Source organism: Pseudomonas sp. PICF6 (assembly GCF_009831705.1).
Lineage (GTDB): Bacteria > Pseudomonadota > Gammaproteobacteria > Pseudomonadales > Pseudomonadaceae > Aquipseudomonas > Aquipseudomonas rhizophila.
Genome location: NZ_WUUD01000032.1, coordinates 446,939 through 464,317, shown reverse-complemented (window position 1 = coordinate 464,317; position 17,379 = coordinate 446,939). Strand labels below are relative to the sequence as shown.

Sequence of the window (17,379 nt, the reverse complement as noted above, 5' to 3'; positions counted from 1 at the left end):
AGCTGTGATAGTGTCCAGCTACGCCTCAACTCATCGAGGCCCGTGAAAACCCCGTCTTTTTGTGGCGGGGTTTTGCTTTTTTCGTGCAGAACAAAGGAGTCTGCCTGAATCATGACCGTACCTTCCATCACCCTTACACGTCTGGACGTACAGCGTCTGGAGCGCCTGATCGATAGCCTTGATGAAACGCTGCCGGGCGTGATTGCGTTGCAAACCGAACTGGATCGTGCCGACACCGTGGTAGGCCACGATGAAGTGCCCGCCGATGTCGTGACCATGAATTCGCGTGTGCACTGCCGCGAAGAAAGCAGCGGCAAGGACTATCACCTGACCCTGGTTTATCCACAGGACGCCAATGCCGACGAAGGCAAGATATCAATCCTTGCCCCGGTAGGCAGCGCACTGTTGGGCCTGAAGGTTGGCCAGCACATCGACTGGCCGGCGCCGGGCGGCAAGACGCTGAAACTGACATTGCTGGCCGTGGAGTACCAGCCGGAAGCGGGCGGCGATTTCCACCTCTAAGCGCTTCAGACCAAGGCCAGCGCCTCGTTCAGGGCGCGTTCCAGGTCAGCCTTGTAACGCAGGTACAAATTACTTGAGCAGGCCCCATCACCCACAAGACCCGAGAGGTCCAGGTCGGTGATGTAGCAGCGATAGCGTTCGGCCTCGCGGCGCTGTTCGACGATCTCCCTGGCGACCACGCGGAACAGCTGGTCGCCATGTTCCAGCTCCGAAAACTCCCGCTGATCGCAATACAGGGTGACGTGCACCTGCCCATGAGTGGCTTTGCCGATGATTGCCTGCACGTCATAGAACGGCTTGTTCACTGGCGTTTGCGGCGCCTGCCGCGCCTCGATCCGCCGTGCCCGCCCGCTGCCCGAGGGCAGGAGCTGGTAGTACAGGGTTTCCAGGGGCAATGGCTGGGTGGCATCCATCGGCAGTAACGCGTCGCGGCGGTACAGCACCGATTGCAGGAAGCGCTGCAGCGGCAGCAGCAGGCTGTGGTCGTCGTGGTAAGGCAGGCGTTGCTGCCACAGGGCATTGAGCTCATCGAGCACGTACAGCTCAGCGTCGTCCTCGTTGACCCGGTAGAACACCTGAATGCACTCGGGCTGCCCCATGGGCAGGATCAGCGCCAGGTCATGGTCCTCCAGAGCCATCGGATCCAGATGCAGAGGGCTGTAGGCCGTCAGCTCCTCGCCCAGGTAATCCATCAGCGCCGACAGGCTGCCCAGGGCCACGTGATTGACCTGGCCCGGCACCAGCTCCAATACGTGGTAGTGCTGCTGGACCTGGAGCAGATAGCGGTGGTTGAGCCTGCTTAGTAGCAGCGTCTGGGCCGTTTCGATGACTTCCTCGACCCGGCGGGCAATGAACTGCGCGCGGTTGTGGCAGAAACAGCGTACCTGCAAACGCGGCTGGCGCTGCGTGACGGGCAGGTCATTGAGGTAATCGCGCAGGCAGTCGAGCAGGGCGTGCTCGCCGTCGAAGCGGTTGACCAGCACCTCGTTCCAACTGTTGAGCGTGACCTGATCCAGGGTCAGCACCAGGTTCTCCCGAACCCCGGCGTAGCTCAGGGAGTCCGTGCGCTCGGTGGTCATCAGGATATTGAGGTCGCGATGATGCTTGAGCGGATCGACGCCGACGTTAACCAGTATCAGCACTTCGCTGGGCACGCTGGCGCGCAACAGCTGTTCTTCATCTACCGTGCTCAGCGGCAGGGCGATGGACTGTTGCAGGCTGCCCAGCAGGTTGAACAGCTCAAACTCACTCAGGTCGCTGCTACCTGGGTGCAGCGCAAGGCGCGTACTGCTGTCGATCACACCGTTGCGATGGCACCAGGTCAGCAACTCCAGCAACTCGCGGCAGCGTTTGATCGGTGCGAAGTTTTCCCACTCCAGGGCGTTGAGGCTGCCGTTGTACAGGCCCCACTGGTTCTGCCCGGGTTCTTTCTTGTTCGGTGACTGCACCAGCGTCAGGGTGTCTTCGGCCAGGTCCGGGGCGATGCCGGGGTTGATGAACTCGACTTTGTCGGCCTTGCGTTCGAATGCGGCATACAACCGCCGGCCCAGGACGTTGAGGTCGCGCTTGTTGATCAGGCTGACGGTTTTTTCGGTGCGGGCGAACTGGGTCAGGAAGCGGTAGCTGTAGGTCAGTTCGTTGACCAGCGCCCGCCGTTCGTTGCTGACCTGACGCACTTTCCACTGGCTGCGGCTGTCCAGCAGCGCCAGTTGCCGTGGGTCCCAGCCCCATTCCCGGGCCAGACGCTCAAGCAGAACCCGTTGCCAGCCAGTGCTGCGCCCCTGGCCGGTCAGCTTGCGATTGACCTTCAGGTAAAGCGCCCTGCGCACCAGCTCCAGGCGTTCGGATTCACCTCGGGCGTTGAGGTACTCCTCGATACGACGGTAAACCACCATGTAGGGATCCAGCTCTTCCAGGTCCAGGCGGTTGGCGAACACCGCCTGTTTGAAGCGCAGGCTCAGGCAGCGAACGTCCGGGTGTTCGCTGGCGTAGACTTCGATCAGCAGCAGCTTGAGCACTGATTTGTAGGGCGACTCGATGCCCTTGAACAATTGCCAGAGGCCGGCACCGATGAATTCTCCCGGCGGGATATAGGCCAGATGTCCCAGGTTGAGCGTTTCATCGGCGCGGATGAAGCGTTTGGAAATCAGCGTGTGGGTGTACTGCTCATAGTTTTCCTCTTCATACACCGGCACCAGCCACCAGATCGGCGTGCGTCCGGCCAGCCAGATCGCCGTGCGGTAGAACTCGTCCAGCAGCAGGTAATGCTGGGTTGTACCGCAATCGTCGGAACTGAGCTGAGTGTCCCGGTCGCCGCGGACAAAGCGCGCCGGGTCGATCAGGAAAAAATGCGCTTCAGCGCCCTGGGTCGCCGCCCAGGTTTCCAGCAGCAGACATTTTTTGCGCAGTTCGGCCAGTTCGTCCTCGCTCAGGTCCGGACCATGGCAGACCCACACATCCATGTCGCTTTGATCCGCTTGGGCGAGGGTGCCGAGGCTGCCCATCAGAAACAGACCCAGAATCGGTCGCGGCGGATTGCTGCCGTGGCGCGGCTTGTAGGAGAAAGAGCGGGTCAGCCGCTGGGCTTCGGCGAGGACGCTGGCGTCGGGCTCGTAGTTGGACAACCCGGCAGGCGTGCTGCCAGAGACATAGCCGGGCAGTAACGGGTGGTTGACGTGGAAAAACAACGGCAACAGCGTCAGCACGCTTTGCTGGCGGGTCGACAGACCTTCCAGGGCGCGATCCATCCGTACGCTGTTGAGCTTGAGAAAACGTGCGCGCAACTGGCTCAGGACCTTGCGGTCGATTCCCTCGTCCAGATCGGGGCGTATTTCGTGATTGCGGGTCATGTCAGCTCAAACCGGCTCGCGGCGTCGAACGTGGGAGATCACAGGTGGTGGCAGTTTAGCGCCCGAACCCGGGATTTCTTAAGCTGAATGTATGTTTTTGACGTCAGAATTTTTACACAGTGCGCCAGGGCGCCTGCGGAAACCTCGATGAAGGAGATTTCCGTGGGCGACAGGAGGAATCAGGCGGCTTCTTTTACGACGTTGAGAATGGTCAGCAGGCTTTGCACATGCTCGGCGGCATCCCGGCCCAGGCTGGTCAGGTAACCACCGTCGGACTGGGTTATCAGGTCTTTTTCGAACAGGCGTTTAGCGGCAGCGATGGCAGAGGGGGCAGCGGTCTGATGGATTTTCAGGCCTTCCTGGGAACTGTCCAGGTTGAAGAGTGCAAGGATTTCCAGTTCGGCAACCAGCTCAGGGGTAAGCGACATAAGGACTCCAGACTTTCTAGGAATTTGGTCGACAGCGTCACTAAAGTGAGCGCACTCGGCCGAGCTGTCCAGTGTCAGCGTCATGCTTTTTTTGTTTTGGGTGACCGCAGGCGTAATTCGTTGTGGCGAGGGAGCTTGCTCCCGCTGGAGCTCGAAGCGGTCCCAATAGCTTGATGGCTGCTGCGCAGCCGAGCGGGAGCAAGCTCCCTCGCCACAGTCGGTGAGACCTTATTTCTTTTCTGGCGGCAACTCGGGAAGAGCGCGCAACGCCGTTTCGTACCACTGGGTATCGAACGCACGGTCCTCTTCCAGGATCGCGTCAATTTCCACTGCCAGCACATGGGCCATCAGGTTGAGAATTTCTTCGCGCTCGTAACCCACCAGGGTCAATTTATTGAAAACGGCCTTGGCCGCTGGCGGGTTGTCATTTTCGATCTGGTTTTCGATGGCCTGGATCAGCGTGTTCTCGACGAACTCTTCTTCGTCGGTGTCGATGTCGGTTGGCTCGCTCATGGCAGGCTCCTTGGAGAAAGGTCGCCAGTTTACCTGCATTCAGCGCAGTGATGCGCCTGGCAAGGAACGGCTCGGCGGTCTATAACGCAAGGCTGCCAACCCCGCACGGCCTGGAGGCTTTGTCATGCTCAAGCTTTATGGTTTTTCCGTCAGCAATTATTACAACATGGTCAAGCTGGCGTTGCTGGAGAAGGGCCTGCCCTTCGAAGAGGTGCCGTTCTACGGCGCTCAGACCCCCGATGTGCTGGCCATCAGTCCACGGGGCAAGGTGCCGGTGCTCAAGACCGAGCAAGGGTTTATCAACGAAACCAGCGTGATCCTCGAATACATCGAACAAACCCAGCCGGGCAAAGCCCTGTTGCCCAGCGACCCGTTCGAGCGTGCCCAGGTGCTGGCTTTGTGCAGGGAAATCGAGTTGTATATCGAGCTGCCGGGACGGGCTTGCTACGCCGAGGCGTTTTTCGGCATATCGGTACCCGACGCCATCAAGGAAAAGACCAAGACCGAATTGCTGCTCGGGTTCGCCTCGCTCGGCCGTCACGGCAAATTCTCGCCCTACGTGGCGGGTGACAGTCTGAGCCTGGCCGATCTGTATTTCCTCTACAGCGTATCGCTGGCGTGCCAGGTGGGCCGGAAAGTGTTCGATATCGACTTGCTGGCGGATATGCCGGCGGCCAAGGGGCTGATGGAGCGGCTGGAGCAGAACCCGAATGTGCAGCGGATTGCGGCCGACAGGGAGGCAGAGATGCCAGCGTTTTTGGCGATGATTGCTGCCAAGAAGTGAGTTTTGTGGTGTTTTGAAGTGAGTCATCGCGAGCAGGCTCGCTCCCACATTTGATCTCCATGTGTTCACAAATGTGCGTTCACTGAAGATCCACTGTGGGAGCGAGCCTGCTCGCGATGCTTTCGGCTTTTAGCGGCTGGCGAGCATCGCCTGGCCGCGCACCACGGCAGCCTTCACCTGGGCAGGCGCTGTGCCGCCGATGTGGTCGCGGGCATTGACCGAACCTTCCAGAGTCAGCACGGCAAACACGTCCTGCTCGATCTGGTCACTGAACTTGCGCAACTCGTCCAGGCTCATCTCCGCCAGGTCCTTGCCGTTGTCCACGCCGTACTTCACGGCATGGCCGACGATTTCGTGGCAATCACGAAACGGCAGGCCACGGCGTACGAGGTAATCAGCGAGGTCGGTGGCGGTGGAGAAGCCGCGCAAGGCCGCTTCGCGCATCACTGCATGCTTGGGCTTGATCGCCGGGATCATGTCGGCAAAGGCCCGCAGCGAATCACGCAGCGTATCGGCGGCATCGAACAGCGGTTCCTTGTCTTCCTGGTTGTCCTTGTTGTAGGCCAGCGGCTGGCCCTTCATCAGGGTCAGCAGGCCCATCAGCGCACCGAACACCCGACCACTCTTGCCGCGTACCAGCTCCGGCACGTCGGGGTTTTTCTTTTGCGGCATGATCGAACTGCCGGTGCAGAAGCGATCCGGCAGGTCAATGAACTGGAATTGCGCGCTGGTCCACAGCACCAGTTCTTCGGAGAAGCGCGACAGATGCATCATCGCAATGCTCGCGGCGGCGCAGAATTCGATGGCGAAATCGCGGTCCGAAACGTTATCCAGCGAGTTGCCGCCCACGGCATCGAAACCCAGCAACTGTGCGGTGTATTCACGATCGATCGGGTACGTGGTGCCGGCCAGCGCGGCGCTGCCCAGGGGCATGCGGTTAGTGCGCTTGCGGCAGTCCACCAGGCGCTCGTAGTCGCGGCTGAGCATTTCGAACCAGGCCAGCATGTGATGCCCAAACGTTACAGGTTGAGCGGTTTGCAGGTGCGTGAAGCCCGGCATGATGCTCTCGGCCTCGCGCTCGGCCTGCTCCAGCAAGCCTTTTTGCAGACGGGTGATCTCGCCCAGGATCAGGTCAATCTCATCGCGCAGCCACAGGCGAATGTCGGTGGCCACCTGGTCGTTTCGGCTGCGGCCGGTGTGCAGCTTCTTGCCGGTCACGCCGATGCGATCGGTCAGGCGCGCTTCGATGTTCATGTGCACGTCTTCGAGATCGACGCGCCAGTCGAACTGGCCGGCCTCGATTTCAGCCTGGATGGTTTTCAGGCCATCGATGATGCTGTCGCGCTCGGCATCGGTCAGTACGCCGACCTTGGCCAGCATGGTGGCGTGGGCGATCGAGCCCATGATGTCGTGGCGATACAGGCGCTGGTCGAAGTTGACGGAGGCGGTGAAGCGGGCGACGAAGGCGTCGACGGGTTCACTGAAGCGGCCGCCCCAGGACTGATTGGTCTTGTCAGTGCTCATGAATTCGCTCGTGATCGGCTGTGGAAAAAGTAGCGGTTAAAGGCTGCGGCGGATGATAGCAGGGTTGCCGGGACTGGCGCTGGCACTGGTCGGCAGGTTTTTTGCGCACAAGCCGAGCATTTAATGGGTTTTTTGCACAACGATATTTTTCGATTGAGCAATATCGGCGCGGCAACCGTCTACAGTGGACTGTAGGACTTTTACTTTTTCATCCACGGAGCATTGGACGAATAGAAGAGGGGGGCTCGTATTGGTCAGATGGAGTGTTAACAATTCCTACGACGGCGCCGTGCGACAACAGGCCTCAAGCATCGATTGGCAGGCGCGGGTAAAGATAGGTAACCGCCTCGCGGCACTTTTTGGCCCTCGAACGAGTCTTAGCGTGGATCTCGGTGACGGATGTCACTTCCCCTGTCTACGCTATCCTTGTGCGAGACTCACGCAGGAATCCAGCGCAATATGAATGTCCTGATCGTTGATGACGAACCACTGGCCCGTGAGCGCCTGAGCCGAATGGTTGGCGAACTCGAGGGTTACAGTGTCCTGGAGCCGAGCGCCACCAATGGCGAAGAGGCGTTGGCCCTTATTGACAGCCACAAGCCGGATATCGTGCTGCTCGACATTCGCATGCCTGGCCTGGACGGTTTGCAGGTCGCGGCGAAGTTGTGCGAGCGTGAGTCACCGCCCGCGGTGGTGTTCTGCACCACTCGGGACGACTTCCCGCCGGAGGTGCTGCAGGCCGGCGCCGTGGGCTATCTGGTCAAGCCGGTCACTGCCGAGGCGCTGGTCGAGGCCTTGCGCAAGGCCGAGCGGCCCAACCGCGTGCAACTGGCGGCGTTGACCCGTCCGGCCGCCGAAAGCGGCAGCGGCCCGCGCAGCCACATCAGTGCGCGCACTCGCAAAGGCATTGAACTGATCCCATTGAATCAGGTGGTCTACTTTATCGCCGACCATAAATACGTGACCTTGCGTCACGAGAGCGGCGAGGTGTTGCTGGACGAACCACTCAAGGCTCTTGAAGACGAGTTCGGTGAACGCTTCGTGCGCATCCACCGCAACGCCTTGGTGGCTCGCGAGCGTATCGAGCGTTTGCAGCGCACACCCCTTGGGCATTTCCAGTTGTTTCTCAAAGGCCTCAATGGCGACGCGCTGATTGTCAGCCGGCGGCACGTGGCCGGCGTGCGGAAGATGATGCAACAGCTTTAGCTTGAGGTTCCAAGGCGTCCAAGCCGTTTAGCGCGTTCCATTTCCAGGACATTGACGGCCAGGGAGGCCTTGGGGTCGTGATTCAAGTCAAAGCGAATTTGACTGAGCTGTTATTATCCGCCGTATCTTTTAAGTACGGATTGATCCATGTCCCCTCGCGAGATCCGCATCGCCACCCGTAAAAGTGCCTTGGCCCTCTGGCAGGCCGAATACGTCAAAGCCCGTTTGGAAGAGGCCCATCCCGGCCTGATCGTGACGCTGGTGCCCATGGTCAGTCGCGGCGACAAGCTGCTGGACTCGCCGCTGTCGAAAATCGGCGGCAAGGGCCTGTTCGTCAAGGAGCTGGAAACCGCGCTGCTGGACAACGAAGCCGATATCGCCGTGCACTCGATGAAAGATGTGCCTATGGACTTTCCGGAAGGCCTGGGCCTGTTTTGCATCTGCGAGCGAGAAGATCCACGCGATGCGTTCGTTTCCAACACGTTTGCAAGCCTCGACGCCCTGCCCGCCGGGAGTGTGGTCGGCACCTCCAGCCTGCGTCGCCAGGCGCAGTTGCTGACCCGCCGCCCAGACCTGCAAATCCGCTTTCTGCGGGGCAACGTCAATACCCGCCTGGCCAAACTCGATGCCGGTGAGTACGACGCAATTATCCTTGCCGCCGCCGGCCTGATCCGCCTCGGTTTTGAAGATCGCATCACGTCGGCCATCAGCGTCGAGGACAGCCTGCCGGCTGGTGGGCAGGGGGCGGTGGGTATCGAATGTCGCAGCGCCGACAGCGAGATCCATGCCCTGTTGGCACCGCTGCATCACGACGACACCGCCACCCGGGTCTTCGCCGAGCGCGCCCTCAACAAACACCTCAATGGCGGTTGCCAGGTGCCGATCGCCTGTTACGCCGTACTCGAAGGCGAGCAGGTCTGGTTGCGCGGTCTGGTGGGTGATCCGAACGGTGGCCGACTGCTCAGTGCCGAGGCCCGTGCGCCGCGCCGCGATGCCGAAGCGCTGGGTGTCCGGGTAGCCGAAGACCTGCTCAGCCAGGGTGCCGACGACATTCTCAAGAAGGTCTACGGCGATGACAGCGAAGCCTTGCTGGAGCATCTGGTGTTACGCCAGGCTATCACCCGACCCAATCCCAAGGTTTTGATTGTGCGTGGCGAGGGCGGGCGCGGCTTGCTGGCGGAGCGCTTGCGCGAGCAAGGTGCTAGTGTCGATTATCTGGAACTGTACCGGCGCAGCCTGCCGCATTACCGAGAAGGTGAGTTGGCGGCAAGGGTCAAAGCGGAACGCTTGAACGCGCTGGTGGTCAGCAGTGGGCAGAGCTTCGAGCATCTGCAGCGGTTGGCTGGCGATGAGTGGCCCGCGCTGGCGCGGTTACCGTTGTTCGTTCCAAGCCCAAGGGTTGCCGAGATGGCCCGTGCCGCCGGGGCCCTGACAGTTGTGGATTGCCGTGGCGCCAGTGCTGCGGCTTTGCTGGCGGCGTTACGGGATCAGTCCGTGCCGTTTTCTAATGCAAAGGATGGATACGTGAGCGAAACAGCCTTGCCAAAAGATCAAGACCAACCCGCGATCGATACGCCGGTTGAAACCCCTGCTCCGAAGGCGCCGCGTCGCGGCAACGGGCTGGCCATTGTCGCGTTGTTGTTGGGAGCCGCCGGCGTGGCCGTTGGTGGGTGGGGCGTGTGGCAGGTACGTCATCTGCAAGCCAATAACCAGCAGCAGGCCAGTCAGGTTCAGGCGCTCAATGATCAGGCCCAGACCCTCAAGCTCAATGAGCAACGCCTGAGTGAACGTCTGGCTCAATTGCCTGCGGCGCAAGAGCTGGAAGAGCGTCGGCGTCAGGTCGCCCAGTTGCAGGGTGATCAACAACGACTGAACCAGCGCCTGGAAACCGTGCTCGGTGCCAGCCGCAAGGACTGGCGCCTGGCCGAAGCCGAACATCTGCTGCGCCTGGCCAGCCTGCGTCTTTCCGCCCTGCAGGACATCAGCAGTGCCCAGGCCCTGGTCCAGGGTGCTGACGAAATCCTGCGCGAGCAAAACGACCCTGGCTCATTCGCCGCTCGCGAGCAACTGGCCAAGACCCTTGCTGCGTTGCGCAGTACCGAGCAGCCAGATCGTACCGGGCTGTTCCTGCAGTTGGGGGCCTTGCGTGACCAGGTCCTGCAACTCACGGAACTGGCCCCCGAATACAAGGATCGTGGTGAGTCGTTGCTGGGCTTGACCGCCGATGGCGATGGCGCCAGCCGCTGGGCGCAGTGGTGGGACCAGATATCGCGCTATATCCGTATCGATTTCAACGCGGATGAGAATGTCCGTCCGCTCTTGGCCGGGCAGAGTCTGGTGCAGGTGCGCCTGGCCTTGAGCCTGGCCCTGGAGCAGGCGCAATGGGCCGCTCTCAACGGCCAGGCCCCGGTGTACACCCAAGCGCTGGCTCAAGCGCATGATGTGCTCAAGAACAACTTCAACCAGGACAACCCGCAAAGCAAAATCATGCTTGAGCGCGTGGCCGAGCTGGCCAGGCAGCCGGTGACGGTTGCAACCCCGGATCTGACAGGGACCCTGAGCAGCGTTCAGGCCTATCTGGAGCGCCGCAACCTGAACGCCGAAGAGTCGGTCAAGCCGCTGGCCAAACCTGATGAGCAGGAGGCCACGCCATGAAACGCCTCTACGTGATTATGTTCGTGGTCATCGCTGTCGCTGCCTTGCTGGGCGTGGCGATCGCCGAACATTCGGGTTACGTGCTGGTGGCATACAAGAACTTCCGATACGAGGCCGGCCTTTGGGTCACCCTGGCGCTGGTGGCGGTGCTCTGGCTGGTGTGGCGGGGCGTGAGCGCCTTGGTTGGCCTGGTGACGACCTCCACTGGCGTGGTCAACCCATGGTCGCGCCGCAACCGCAGCCGGCGGGTGCAGGTGGCAATCGAACACGGGCAACTGGACCTGGCCGAAGGTCGCTGGGCCAGTGCCCAGCGCCACCTGCATCGCGCCGCTGAAGCCGAGCGCCAACCGTTGCTGTATTACCTTGGCGCCGCCCGTGCGGCCAATGAGCAAGGTCTTTACGAGCAGTGCGACAGCCTGTTGGAGCGTGCCCTTGAACGTCAGCCTCAGGCCGAGCTGGCGATTGCCCTGACGCACGCACAATTGCAGATGGACCGCGGCGACACCGACGGTGCATTGAACACGCTGCAAGCCATGCATGATCGCCACCCACATAACGCCCAGACCCTGCGTCAGTTGCAACGTCTGCATCAGCAGCGCGGGGATTGGTCTGCGGTGGTCCGGTTGTTGCCGGAGCTGCGCAAGGACAAAGTCCTGCCGCCGGCTGAGCTGGCTGAACTGGAGCGTCGGGCCTGGGGCGAAAACCTCACCCTGGCGGCCCACCGTGACGAAGACGGCAGTGTCGGGTTGCAATCGCTTAACCGTGCCTGGCAACAACTGTCGTCCGCACAACGCCAGGAATCGGCGCTGGTGCTGGCCTATGCCGAGCAACTGCGGCAACTCGGGGCGCAGGCCGAGGCCGAAGAGGTGCTACGGGCGGCGCTCAAACGTCACTATGACAGTCACCTGGCGCGCCTGTACGGGTTGGTCCGAGGCAATGATCCGGGCCGCCAACTGCAAGCGGCAGAAGGCTGGCTCAAGGATCATCCGAACGACCCTGGCCTGCTGCTGACACTGGGCCGCCTGTGCCTGCAAAACAGTTTGTGGGGCAAGGCACGGGATTATCTGGAAAGCAGTTTGCGCCTGCAGCGCAATCCCGAGGCCTGCGCCGAACTGGCGCGACTGCTGGCGCAACTGGGGGATGCCGAGCGCAGCAACCAGCTCTTCCAGGAAGGCTTGGGGTTACTGGATGAGCGCTTGCTGGCCGCGCCACTGCCGGTCCCGGCTCAGGTTTTGGCCACTTGAGAGAGAGTGAGTCGTTCTTGAGGGTTGTATGAATCATTGTGGCGAGGGAGCAAGCTCCCTCGCCACGTGTTTATTGATGCCCCTAATGGCGTTAGCAATGCCTTCGGTAAAGTCCTACAGCAAGCTGCGCTTAATCTTCTCTTGCTTGTCGGGAATTCCCTACACCCCTGGTGAAGTGTCTGCACGGCCCCGCCTTGAAAGGCCGGCGGCCTTTCCTCTACCGTAACGGCCTGTCTCTTCTGTTACGGAACCGCCATGTCTTTGGCTTGCTCACGCTTCTTGTTTTTCATGGCTTTCATCGCCGCCGCTCTGGTTTTTGGTATCGCCAGTTACCTTGAATATGCGGTAGGTCTGACGCCTTGCAGCCTGTGTGTTTTGCAACGGTTGTGCCTGATGCTGTTTTTGATGAACTGTCTCGCCGCATGCCTGCATGGTCCTGCTCAGAAAGGCAGCATCTGCTACGGGGCGATGGGACTGGTTTTCGCGTCGAGCGGGTTGACGCTGGCATGGCGTCAGGTTCTGGTGCAAGGCGACTCGCTGGAGCAGTTGCCCGATTGTATCGATCACCTCAAGGCAGTGAGTTCGTGGTGGGGCGCTGTACATCGTGTACTCGAGGGGGCGATCGACTGCGCGAGCATCACTTGGACCCTGTTCGATCTGAGTCTTCCCGAATGGAGCCTGTTGTTTTTTCTCGCCGTGTCTTTTGTGATGTCCTATCTGTTGCTGCGCCTTGTCTGGAACGCTCTGATACGACCGCTCAGCGGCACAACGTCGCAACTGGTCCGGGTCATGGATTAAACACTTGTATGAACTTTATCTCCTGCGTACCTTGAAGCGGTTGTCGTGCGGGCATAATCTGGCCCGCACGTGTTATCGGATTTATGCCGCTCGATCATGTTGTGTCTGGCTTGTCCCTGATCATTTCAGGCGGTGCGCAGGCTGCGAGGGGCATGACTCACAAGGGAAGAAATCACCATGCTCGAAAGTTGTCAGAATGCTCAGGAACGCTGGGGTGGGGTGCATCTGCTGATCGACCGCTGGTTGCAGGAGCGTCACGAACTGGTTCGGGCCTATGATGCTCTCGGCGACAGGCCTGAAGCGCTGAGTGAAAGCCGCAAGCCGTTGCAGGAGTTCTGCGGTGTGCTGGTCGACTACGTGTCAGCCGGTCATTTCGAGATATACGAACAACTGACGAGTGAGGCCAAGGCCTTCAACGATAAACGTGGCCTGGAGCTCGCCGAGCAAATCTACCCGCGTATCGACGTCATCACCGAAAAACTGCTGGCCTTCAATGACCTGTGTGATGAAGGCAAATGCGTAGCGGAAAAATTCAAGGAACTGGGTGGCTTGCTGCACGAGCGTTTCGAACTGGAAGACTGCCTGATCGAAGTGCTGCACAACTCCCACAAGGAAGAAGCGCCGGCCCAGGCTTGAGGATTTTTGCAGAATCAAAAGAACGGTGCGCATTGCGCACCGTTTTTTTTGGAGTCAACTTCAGGTCGTCGCGCCCAGCAACTCGATTTCAAACACCAGCGGCGTGAACGGGGGGATGACATCCCCGGCTCCTTCGGCGCCGTAGGCCAGGGTCGAAGGAATGACCAGTCGCCATTTTGCGCCTACCGGCATTTGCGGCAATGCACTGCGCCAACCGTCAATCACGCTGTCGAGACTGAACCACTGCGCCTGCCCGTTGGAATCAAACACGGTGCCGTCTGGCAATCGACCGACATACAACACCTGGACCTTGCCGTGAGGGCCGGCCTTGGCGCCATTGCCGGGCTTGAGTTCGGTCAACAGAATGCCATCTGCCAGTTGCTGTGCACCGGGCCGGGCTTTTTCCTCCTCAAGAAATTTCTGCTCGGTTTTCAGTGCCGCTTCGATCTGCGGCGTCGCCGATGACGACGTCAGCCGTGCCTGATGGTCGGCCAGTATCTGTTCGATGCGCTCATCTTTCAGGGCCAGCGGTTTGCCCAGATAGGCCTGTTGCAGACCCTCGACCAACGCCTGGATCTGCAGGTCGGGCACATCCTGGCGCAGACGTTCACCCAGGCTTGCCCCCAGGCTGTACGCCAAGTCATGAGCGTCGTTTGCGCTGGTTTTTTCTGCGGCCTGAGCCATGGAGCAAACCATGCAAAGGAATAAAAACAAGTGACGCGACATGTAGTGTTCTCCGGCCTCGAATGGAGGGGATTATGCCAGTGCCGATATCCGCAAAGGTGGTTTGCCCCGGCAGTGGGGTAGAAGATTTTTCGTCCCTTGCAACGCAACGTCTTGTGTACTGTCAACATGCCCTAGCGGCGGTTGCAGCAGAGGTCTAGTATGAGCCGCACTCACGTCAGTCAGGAGGTAAACCATGTCGGCCACCAAGAAGCCAGTAAACACTCCGTTGCACTTGCTCCAACAACTTTCGGGCAGTCTGCTCGAGCATCTGGAAAACGCCTGCTCCCAAGCCCTGGCTGATGCTGAAAAACTGCTCGCCAAACTGGAAAAACAACGCGGCAAAGCGCAGGAAAAACTGCACAAGTCGCGCACCAAACTGCAAGACGCGGCCACCGCTGGCAAGGCCAAGGCACAAGCCAAGGCCAAAGACGCTGTGAAAGAACTCGAAGACCTGCTCGATGCCTTGAAGGATCGTCAGTCCGAAACCCGCGCCTATATTCTGCAACTCAAGCGTGATGCCCAGGAAAGCCTGAAACTGGCCCAAGGCGTCGGTCGTGTGCAAGAAGCCGTGGGCAAGGCACTGAGCCTTCGTGCTGCCAAGCCTGCCGCTGCCGCTGTATCGGCCAGAAAACCGGCCGCTAAACCTGTCGCGACAAAAACACCGACCAAAGTAGCTGCCAAACCGGCCGCAAAAGCGCCGGCCAAAGCAGCGAGCAAACCAGCCGCTAAACCGGCTGCGAAAAAACCGGTTGCTGCCAGCGCGGCAAAACCTGCTGCGAAAAAAACCGCCGTTAAAGCTGTCGCCAAGCCGGCGGCCAAAGTGGCGGCCAAGCCAGCCGCTAAACCTGTCGCCAAGCCAGCTGCTAAACCGACCGCTAAAACAGCCGCCGCCAAACCCGCAGCGACAAAAACCGCCGCGGCTAAACCGGCTGCCAAGCCAGCTGCTACAAAAACGGCTGCTGCCAAGCCCGCCGCCAAACCGGCTGCCAAGCCAGCCGCTGCCAAAGCGCCCGCCAAAGTTGCAGCTAAACCCGCTGCCAAGCCAGCCGCTGTCAAAGCACCTGCCAAAGCTGCGGCTAAACCGGCTGCCAAGCCGGCTGCTGCCAAACCCGCCGCGAAGCCTGCCGCCGCCAAGCCTGTGGCCAAGCCTGCTGCGAAACCCGCCGTGAAAACGCCTGCTGCCGCAAAACCTTCGACTGCTCCGGCGGCCAAGCCTGCGACATCGACTCCGGCGCCTGCAGCGACCCCTGCGCCAACCGCCAGCACTGCGACCCCGGCGCTGAACCCGAGCGCCGCCCCGGCGCCGAGCAGCAACACCCCAACCCGCGCTTCCTAAGTGCCGGACGCCGCGACGCGCAGCTGATGCAGCGCGTCGCGGTTCCCTTGGTCGGCGCCCGCCACGAGTCCTTGCAGCCATTGCGCTGAATCTTTGGGTTGTTCCCCAGGCCATTCCTTGGTCGCAGTCTCCAGTCGCTCCAGCAATCGTCGCTCGGCTTCCAGTTCCAGTCGCTTGACCTGCTCGCGCAGGCTATCGAGTGCCGTGTCTTGAAGGGCGCGGGCTTTCCATTGGCTACGGAGCGTGCGCAAGGGCTGAACGACGTCCGTGTCCCAAGGGCCGACCCATTGCTGAAGCTGTTGCAGTCTTTGTTCAGTGCAGGCTACCCCGCGCTGTTCCAGCCACAGCCCGCAAAGCAGCAGGCAGACATTGGCGCCGGCGCCCTGCAGCGCCAGGCAGGTTTGTTCCACACCAGGCTTGGCGTAGAGGTCGAGGGAAAAGCTCCATAGATCAGAGGACATCGTGCTACTCGCGCCAGTTGCGAGCGAAGCTGGTAGACTCCGCCGCCATTATGATTCGACTTCAGAACCTGACTTTACAGCGTGGCCCGCAACGTCTGCTAGAAGACGCCGAGCTGACCCTGCACGCCGGCCACAAAGCTGGCCTCATCGGTGCCAACGGCGCCGGCAAATCGAGCCTGTTCGCCTTGCTTCGAGGTGAACTGCACCCGGACTCGGGCGATTGCCTGCTGCCCGCCGATTGGCGTATCGCCCACATGCGCCAAGAGGTCGACACCCTTGAGCGCCTGGCGGTGGACTACGTGCTTGACGGCGACCTGCGCCTTCGTCAGGTCCAGCGCGACCTGGCGGCGGCCGAGGCGGCACACGATGGCGCCGCACAGGCCCGTCTGCACGCGGAGCTCGACAGCGCCGACGGCTACACCGCCGATGCCCGCGCACGCAAGCTGCTGGCAGGCCTTGGGTTTACCAATGAGCAGATGGACCGTCAGGTTGGGGATTTCTCCGGTGGCTGGCGGATGCGCTTGAACCTGGCCCAGGCCCTGATGTGCCCTTCGGACCTGCTGCTGCTCGATGAGCCCACCAACCACTTGGACCTCGACGCCATCATCTGGCTCGAAGACTGGCTCAAGAGCTATCCCGGCACATTGCTGCTGATTTCCCATGACCGCGATTTCCTCGACGCGGTGGTGGATCATGTCGCCCATGTCGACCAGCGCAAGCTCACCTTGTACCGTGGCGGCTACAGCGCATTCGAGCGGGCCCGTGCCGAACGCCTGGCCCAGCAACAGCAGGCCTACGAGAAGCAGCAGGCGCAGCGTGCGCACATGGAAAGCTACATCGCCCGGTTCAAGGCCCAGGCCACCAAGGCCCGTCAGGCCCAGAGCCGGATCAAGGCACTGGAGCGGATGGAAGAACTGTCCGCGGCCCACGTCGATTCACCGTTTGATTTTGTTTTCCGCGAATCGACCAAGATTTCCAGCCCGCTGATCGACCTGTCGGATGCGCGTCTGGGTTATGGCGACAAGACCGTGCTGGAGAAGGTCAAGCTGCAGCTGACCCCTGGTGCGCGGATCGGCCTGCTGGGCCCGAACGGTGCTGGTAAGTCGACCCTGATCAAGAATCTCTCCGGCGAGCTCGAGCCCCTGGCCGGGCGTCTGACCCGGGGCGAGAACACCGTGGTCGGTTACTTCGCCCAACATCAGCTCGATTCTCTCGACGCCAAGGCCAGCCCGCTGCTGCATTTGCAGCGTCTGGCACCGAACGAACGCGAGCAGACCCTGCGTGATTTCCTCGGTGGTTTCGACTTTCGTGGTGCGCGCATCGATGAGCCGGTACTGAATTTTTCCGGTGGTGAAAAGGCTCGCCTGGCGCTGGCATTGATCGCCTGGGGCCGGCCGAACCTGTTGCTGCTCGACGAACCGACCAACCACCTCGATCTGGAAATGCGCCTGGCCCTCACCATGGCCTTGCAGGAATTCAGCGGCGCGGTGCTGGTGGTGTCTCACGACCGGCATTTGCTCAAGAGCACCACGGATAATTTTTTCCTGGTGGCCGACGGCAAGGTCGAAGAGTTCGACGGTGATCTGGAAGACTATGCCCGTTGGCTGGTGGATTACCGTCAGCGCAACGCACCGGTCAGTACCACGCCGGCTAACCCGGACAAGACCGACAAGAAAGCCCAGCGCCAGGCCGCCGCC

The 17,379-nt window shown here is 60.8% G+C and carries 15 protein-coding genes and 1 pseudogene; 10 read left to right on the top strand and 6 right to left on the bottom strand.

Annotated elements, in window-relative coordinates; genetic code table 11:
• The first annotated feature begins 111 nt into the window (after nucleotides 1–111).
• Nucleotides 112–522 carry a nucleoside diphosphate kinase regulator gene (rnk, locus tag GSM73_RS22690; RefSeq protein WP_047226129.1) on the top strand — a complete coding sequence of 137 codons (411 nt, stop codon included), beginning with the start codon at nucleotides 112–114 and terminating at the stop codon, nucleotides 520–522.
• Between the two features lie 5 nt (nucleotides 523–527).
• Here the strand turns inward: rnk and GSM73_RS22685 are convergent, their stop codons facing one another.
• The 3 genes from GSM73_RS22685 to GSM73_RS22675 form a co-directional block, all read right to left on the bottom strand.
• Nucleotides 528–3,371: a class I adenylate cyclase gene (locus GSM73_RS22685; RefSeq protein WP_047226128.1), complete on the bottom strand. Its 2,844-nt coding sequence runs from the start codon at nucleotides 3,369–3,371 to the stop codon at nucleotides 528–530.
• Nucleotides 3,372–3,550: 179 nt separating this feature from the next.
• Complete coding sequence (locus GSM73_RS22680) at nucleotides 3,551–3,799, bottom strand: TIGR02647 family protein (RefSeq protein WP_047226127.1); 249 nt, start codon at nucleotides 3,797–3,799, stop codon at nucleotides 3,551–3,553.
• Nucleotides 3,800–4,027: 228 nt separating this feature from the next.
• Complete coding sequence (locus tag GSM73_RS22675; protein ID WP_047226126.1) at nucleotides 4,028–4,312, bottom strand: hypothetical protein; 285 nt, start codon at nucleotides 4,310–4,312, stop codon at nucleotides 4,028–4,030.
• Nucleotides 4,313–4,436: 124 nt separating this feature from the next.
• On the opposite strand from GSM73_RS22675, the gene GSM73_RS22670 reads away from it, so the two are divergent.
• On the top strand, nucleotides 4,437–5,096 hold the full coding sequence (locus tag GSM73_RS22670) for a glutathione S-transferase family protein (protein ID WP_160893871.1): 660 nt from the start codon (nucleotides 4,437–4,439) through the stop codon (nucleotides 5,094–5,096).
• Nucleotides 5,097–5,225: 129 nt separating this feature from the next.
• Here GSM73_RS22670 and argH read toward each other — a convergent pair whose 3' ends face one another.
• Nucleotides 5,226–6,620, bottom strand: coding sequence for an argininosuccinate lyase (gene argH / locus GSM73_RS22665; protein WP_047226124.1), 1,395 nt, complete (start codon nucleotides 6,618–6,620; stop codon nucleotides 5,226–5,228).
• A gap of 459 nt (nucleotides 6,621–7,079) precedes the next feature.
• Between argH and GSM73_RS22660 the strand changes: the two genes are divergently transcribed.
• The 6 genes and pseudogenes from GSM73_RS22660 (at nucleotide 7,080) to GSM73_RS22640 (ending at nucleotide 13,159) form a co-directional block, all read left to right on the top strand.
• Complete coding sequence (locus GSM73_RS22660; RefSeq protein WP_160893869.1) at nucleotides 7,080–7,826, top strand: LytTR family DNA-binding domain-containing protein; 747 nt, start codon at nucleotides 7,080–7,082, stop codon at nucleotides 7,824–7,826.
• Nucleotides 7,827–7,973: 147 nt separating this feature from the next.
• A pseudogene (gene hemC / locus GSM73_RS27825) lies at nucleotides 7,974–9,254 on the top strand (hydroxymethylbilane synthase); the annotation flags it as partial.
• Nucleotides 9,255–9,350: 96 nt separating this feature from the next.
• Nucleotides 9,351–10,481 (top strand): uroporphyrinogen-III C-methyltransferase, encoded by a 1,131-nt coding sequence (locus tag GSM73_RS27820; protein ID WP_231990615.1) that lies wholly within the window; start codon nucleotides 9,351–9,353, stop codon nucleotides 10,479–10,481.
• Nucleotides 10,478–11,725 carry a heme biosynthesis protein HemY gene (locus GSM73_RS22650; RefSeq protein WP_047226121.1) on the top strand — a complete coding sequence of 416 codons (1,248 nt, stop codon included), beginning with the start codon at nucleotides 10,478–10,480 and terminating at the stop codon, nucleotides 11,723–11,725. Before GSM73_RS27820 ends, GSM73_RS22650 begins: the two co-directional genes overlap by 4 nt.
• Nucleotides 11,726–11,980: 255 nt before the next feature.
• On the top strand, nucleotides 11,981–12,523 hold the full coding sequence (locus tag GSM73_RS22645; RefSeq protein ID WP_047226120.1) for a disulfide bond formation protein B: 543 nt from the start codon (nucleotides 11,981–11,983) through the stop codon (nucleotides 12,521–12,523).
• A gap of 177 nt (nucleotides 12,524–12,700) precedes the next feature.
• Nucleotides 12,701–13,159: an Rsd/AlgQ family anti-sigma factor gene (locus GSM73_RS22640; protein ID WP_047226119.1), complete on the top strand. Its 459-nt coding sequence runs from the start codon at nucleotides 12,701–12,703 to the stop codon at nucleotides 13,157–13,159.
• 60 nt (nucleotides 13,160–13,219) lie between these two features.
• Here GSM73_RS22640 and GSM73_RS22635 read toward each other — a convergent pair whose 3' ends face one another.
• Complete coding sequence (locus tag GSM73_RS22635) at nucleotides 13,220–13,885, bottom strand: FKBP-type peptidyl-prolyl cis-trans isomerase (RefSeq protein WP_047226118.1); 666 nt, start codon at nucleotides 13,883–13,885, stop codon at nucleotides 13,220–13,222.
• A gap of 193 nt (nucleotides 13,886–14,078) precedes the next feature.
• Here GSM73_RS22635 and GSM73_RS22630 point away from each other — a divergent pair, with 193 nt between their 5' ends.
• Nucleotides 14,079–15,221 (top strand): AlgP family protein, encoded by a 1,143-nt coding sequence (locus GSM73_RS22630; RefSeq protein ID WP_107321371.1) that lies wholly within the window; start codon nucleotides 14,079–14,081, stop codon nucleotides 15,219–15,221.
• Here GSM73_RS22630 and GSM73_RS22625 read toward each other — a convergent pair.
• Nucleotides 15,218–15,682, bottom strand: coding sequence for a TIGR02444 family protein (locus tag GSM73_RS22625; RefSeq protein ID WP_107321372.1), 465 nt, complete (start codon nucleotides 15,680–15,682; stop codon nucleotides 15,218–15,220). The two genes, GSM73_RS22630 and GSM73_RS22625, sit on opposite strands and share 4 nt — an antisense overlap.
• A 50-nt stretch (nucleotides 15,683–15,732) precedes the next feature.
• Here GSM73_RS22625 and GSM73_RS22620 point away from each other — a divergent pair.
• Nucleotides 15,733–17,379: ABC-F family ATP-binding cassette domain-containing protein (locus GSM73_RS22620; RefSeq protein ID WP_256677054.1), on the top strand; the 1,647-nt coding region annotated here is incomplete at its 3' end.

Bases quoted from the DNA above. Each gene is read 5' to 3' on its own strand.
- GSM73_RS22670 (WP_160893871.1), top strand. From the start codon at position 4,437: ATGCTCAAGCTTTATGGTTTTTCCGTCAGCAATTATTACAACATGGTC.
- GSM73_RS22685 (WP_047226128.1), bottom strand. From the start codon at position 3,371: ATGACCCGCAATCACGAAATACGCCCCGATCTGGACGAGGGAATCGAC.
- GSM73_RS22650 (WP_047226121.1), top strand. From the start codon at position 10,478: ATGAAACGCCTCTACGTGATTATGTTCGTGGTCATCGCTGTCGCTGCC.
- GSM73_RS22630 (WP_107321371.1), top strand. From the start codon at position 14,079: ATGTCGGCCACCAAGAAGCCAGTAAACACTCCGTTGCACTTGCTCCAA.
- GSM73_RS22660 (WP_160893869.1), top strand. From the start codon at position 7,080: ATGAATGTCCTGATCGTTGATGACGAACCACTGGCCCGTGAGCGCCTG.
- GSM73_RS22675 (WP_047226126.1), bottom strand. From the start codon at position 4,312: ATGAGCGAGCCAACCGACATCGACACCGACGAAGAAGAGTTCGTCGAG.
- argH (WP_047226124.1), bottom strand. From the start codon at position 6,620: ATGAGCACTGACAAGACCAATCAGTCCTGGGGCGGCCGCTTCAGTGAA.
- GSM73_RS22640 (WP_047226119.1), top strand. From the start codon at position 12,701: ATGCTCGAAAGTTGTCAGAATGCTCAGGAACGCTGGGGTGGGGTGCAT.
- GSM73_RS22625 (WP_107321372.1), bottom strand. From the start codon at position 15,682: ATGTCCTCTGATCTATGGAGCTTTTCCCTCGACCTCTACGCCAAGCCT.
- GSM73_RS22635 (WP_047226118.1), bottom strand. From the start codon at position 13,885: ATGTCGCGTCACTTGTTTTTATTCCTTTGCATGGTTTGCTCCATGGCT.
- GSM73_RS22645 (WP_047226120.1), top strand. From the start codon at position 11,981: ATGTCTTTGGCTTGCTCACGCTTCTTGTTTTTCATGGCTTTCATCGCC.
- GSM73_RS22680 (WP_047226127.1), bottom strand. From the start codon at position 3,799: ATGTCGCTTACCCCTGAGCTGGTTGCCGAACTGGAAATCCTTGCACTC.
- rnk (WP_047226129.1), top strand. From the start codon at position 112: ATGACCGTACCTTCCATCACCCTTACACGTCTGGACGTACAGCGTCTG.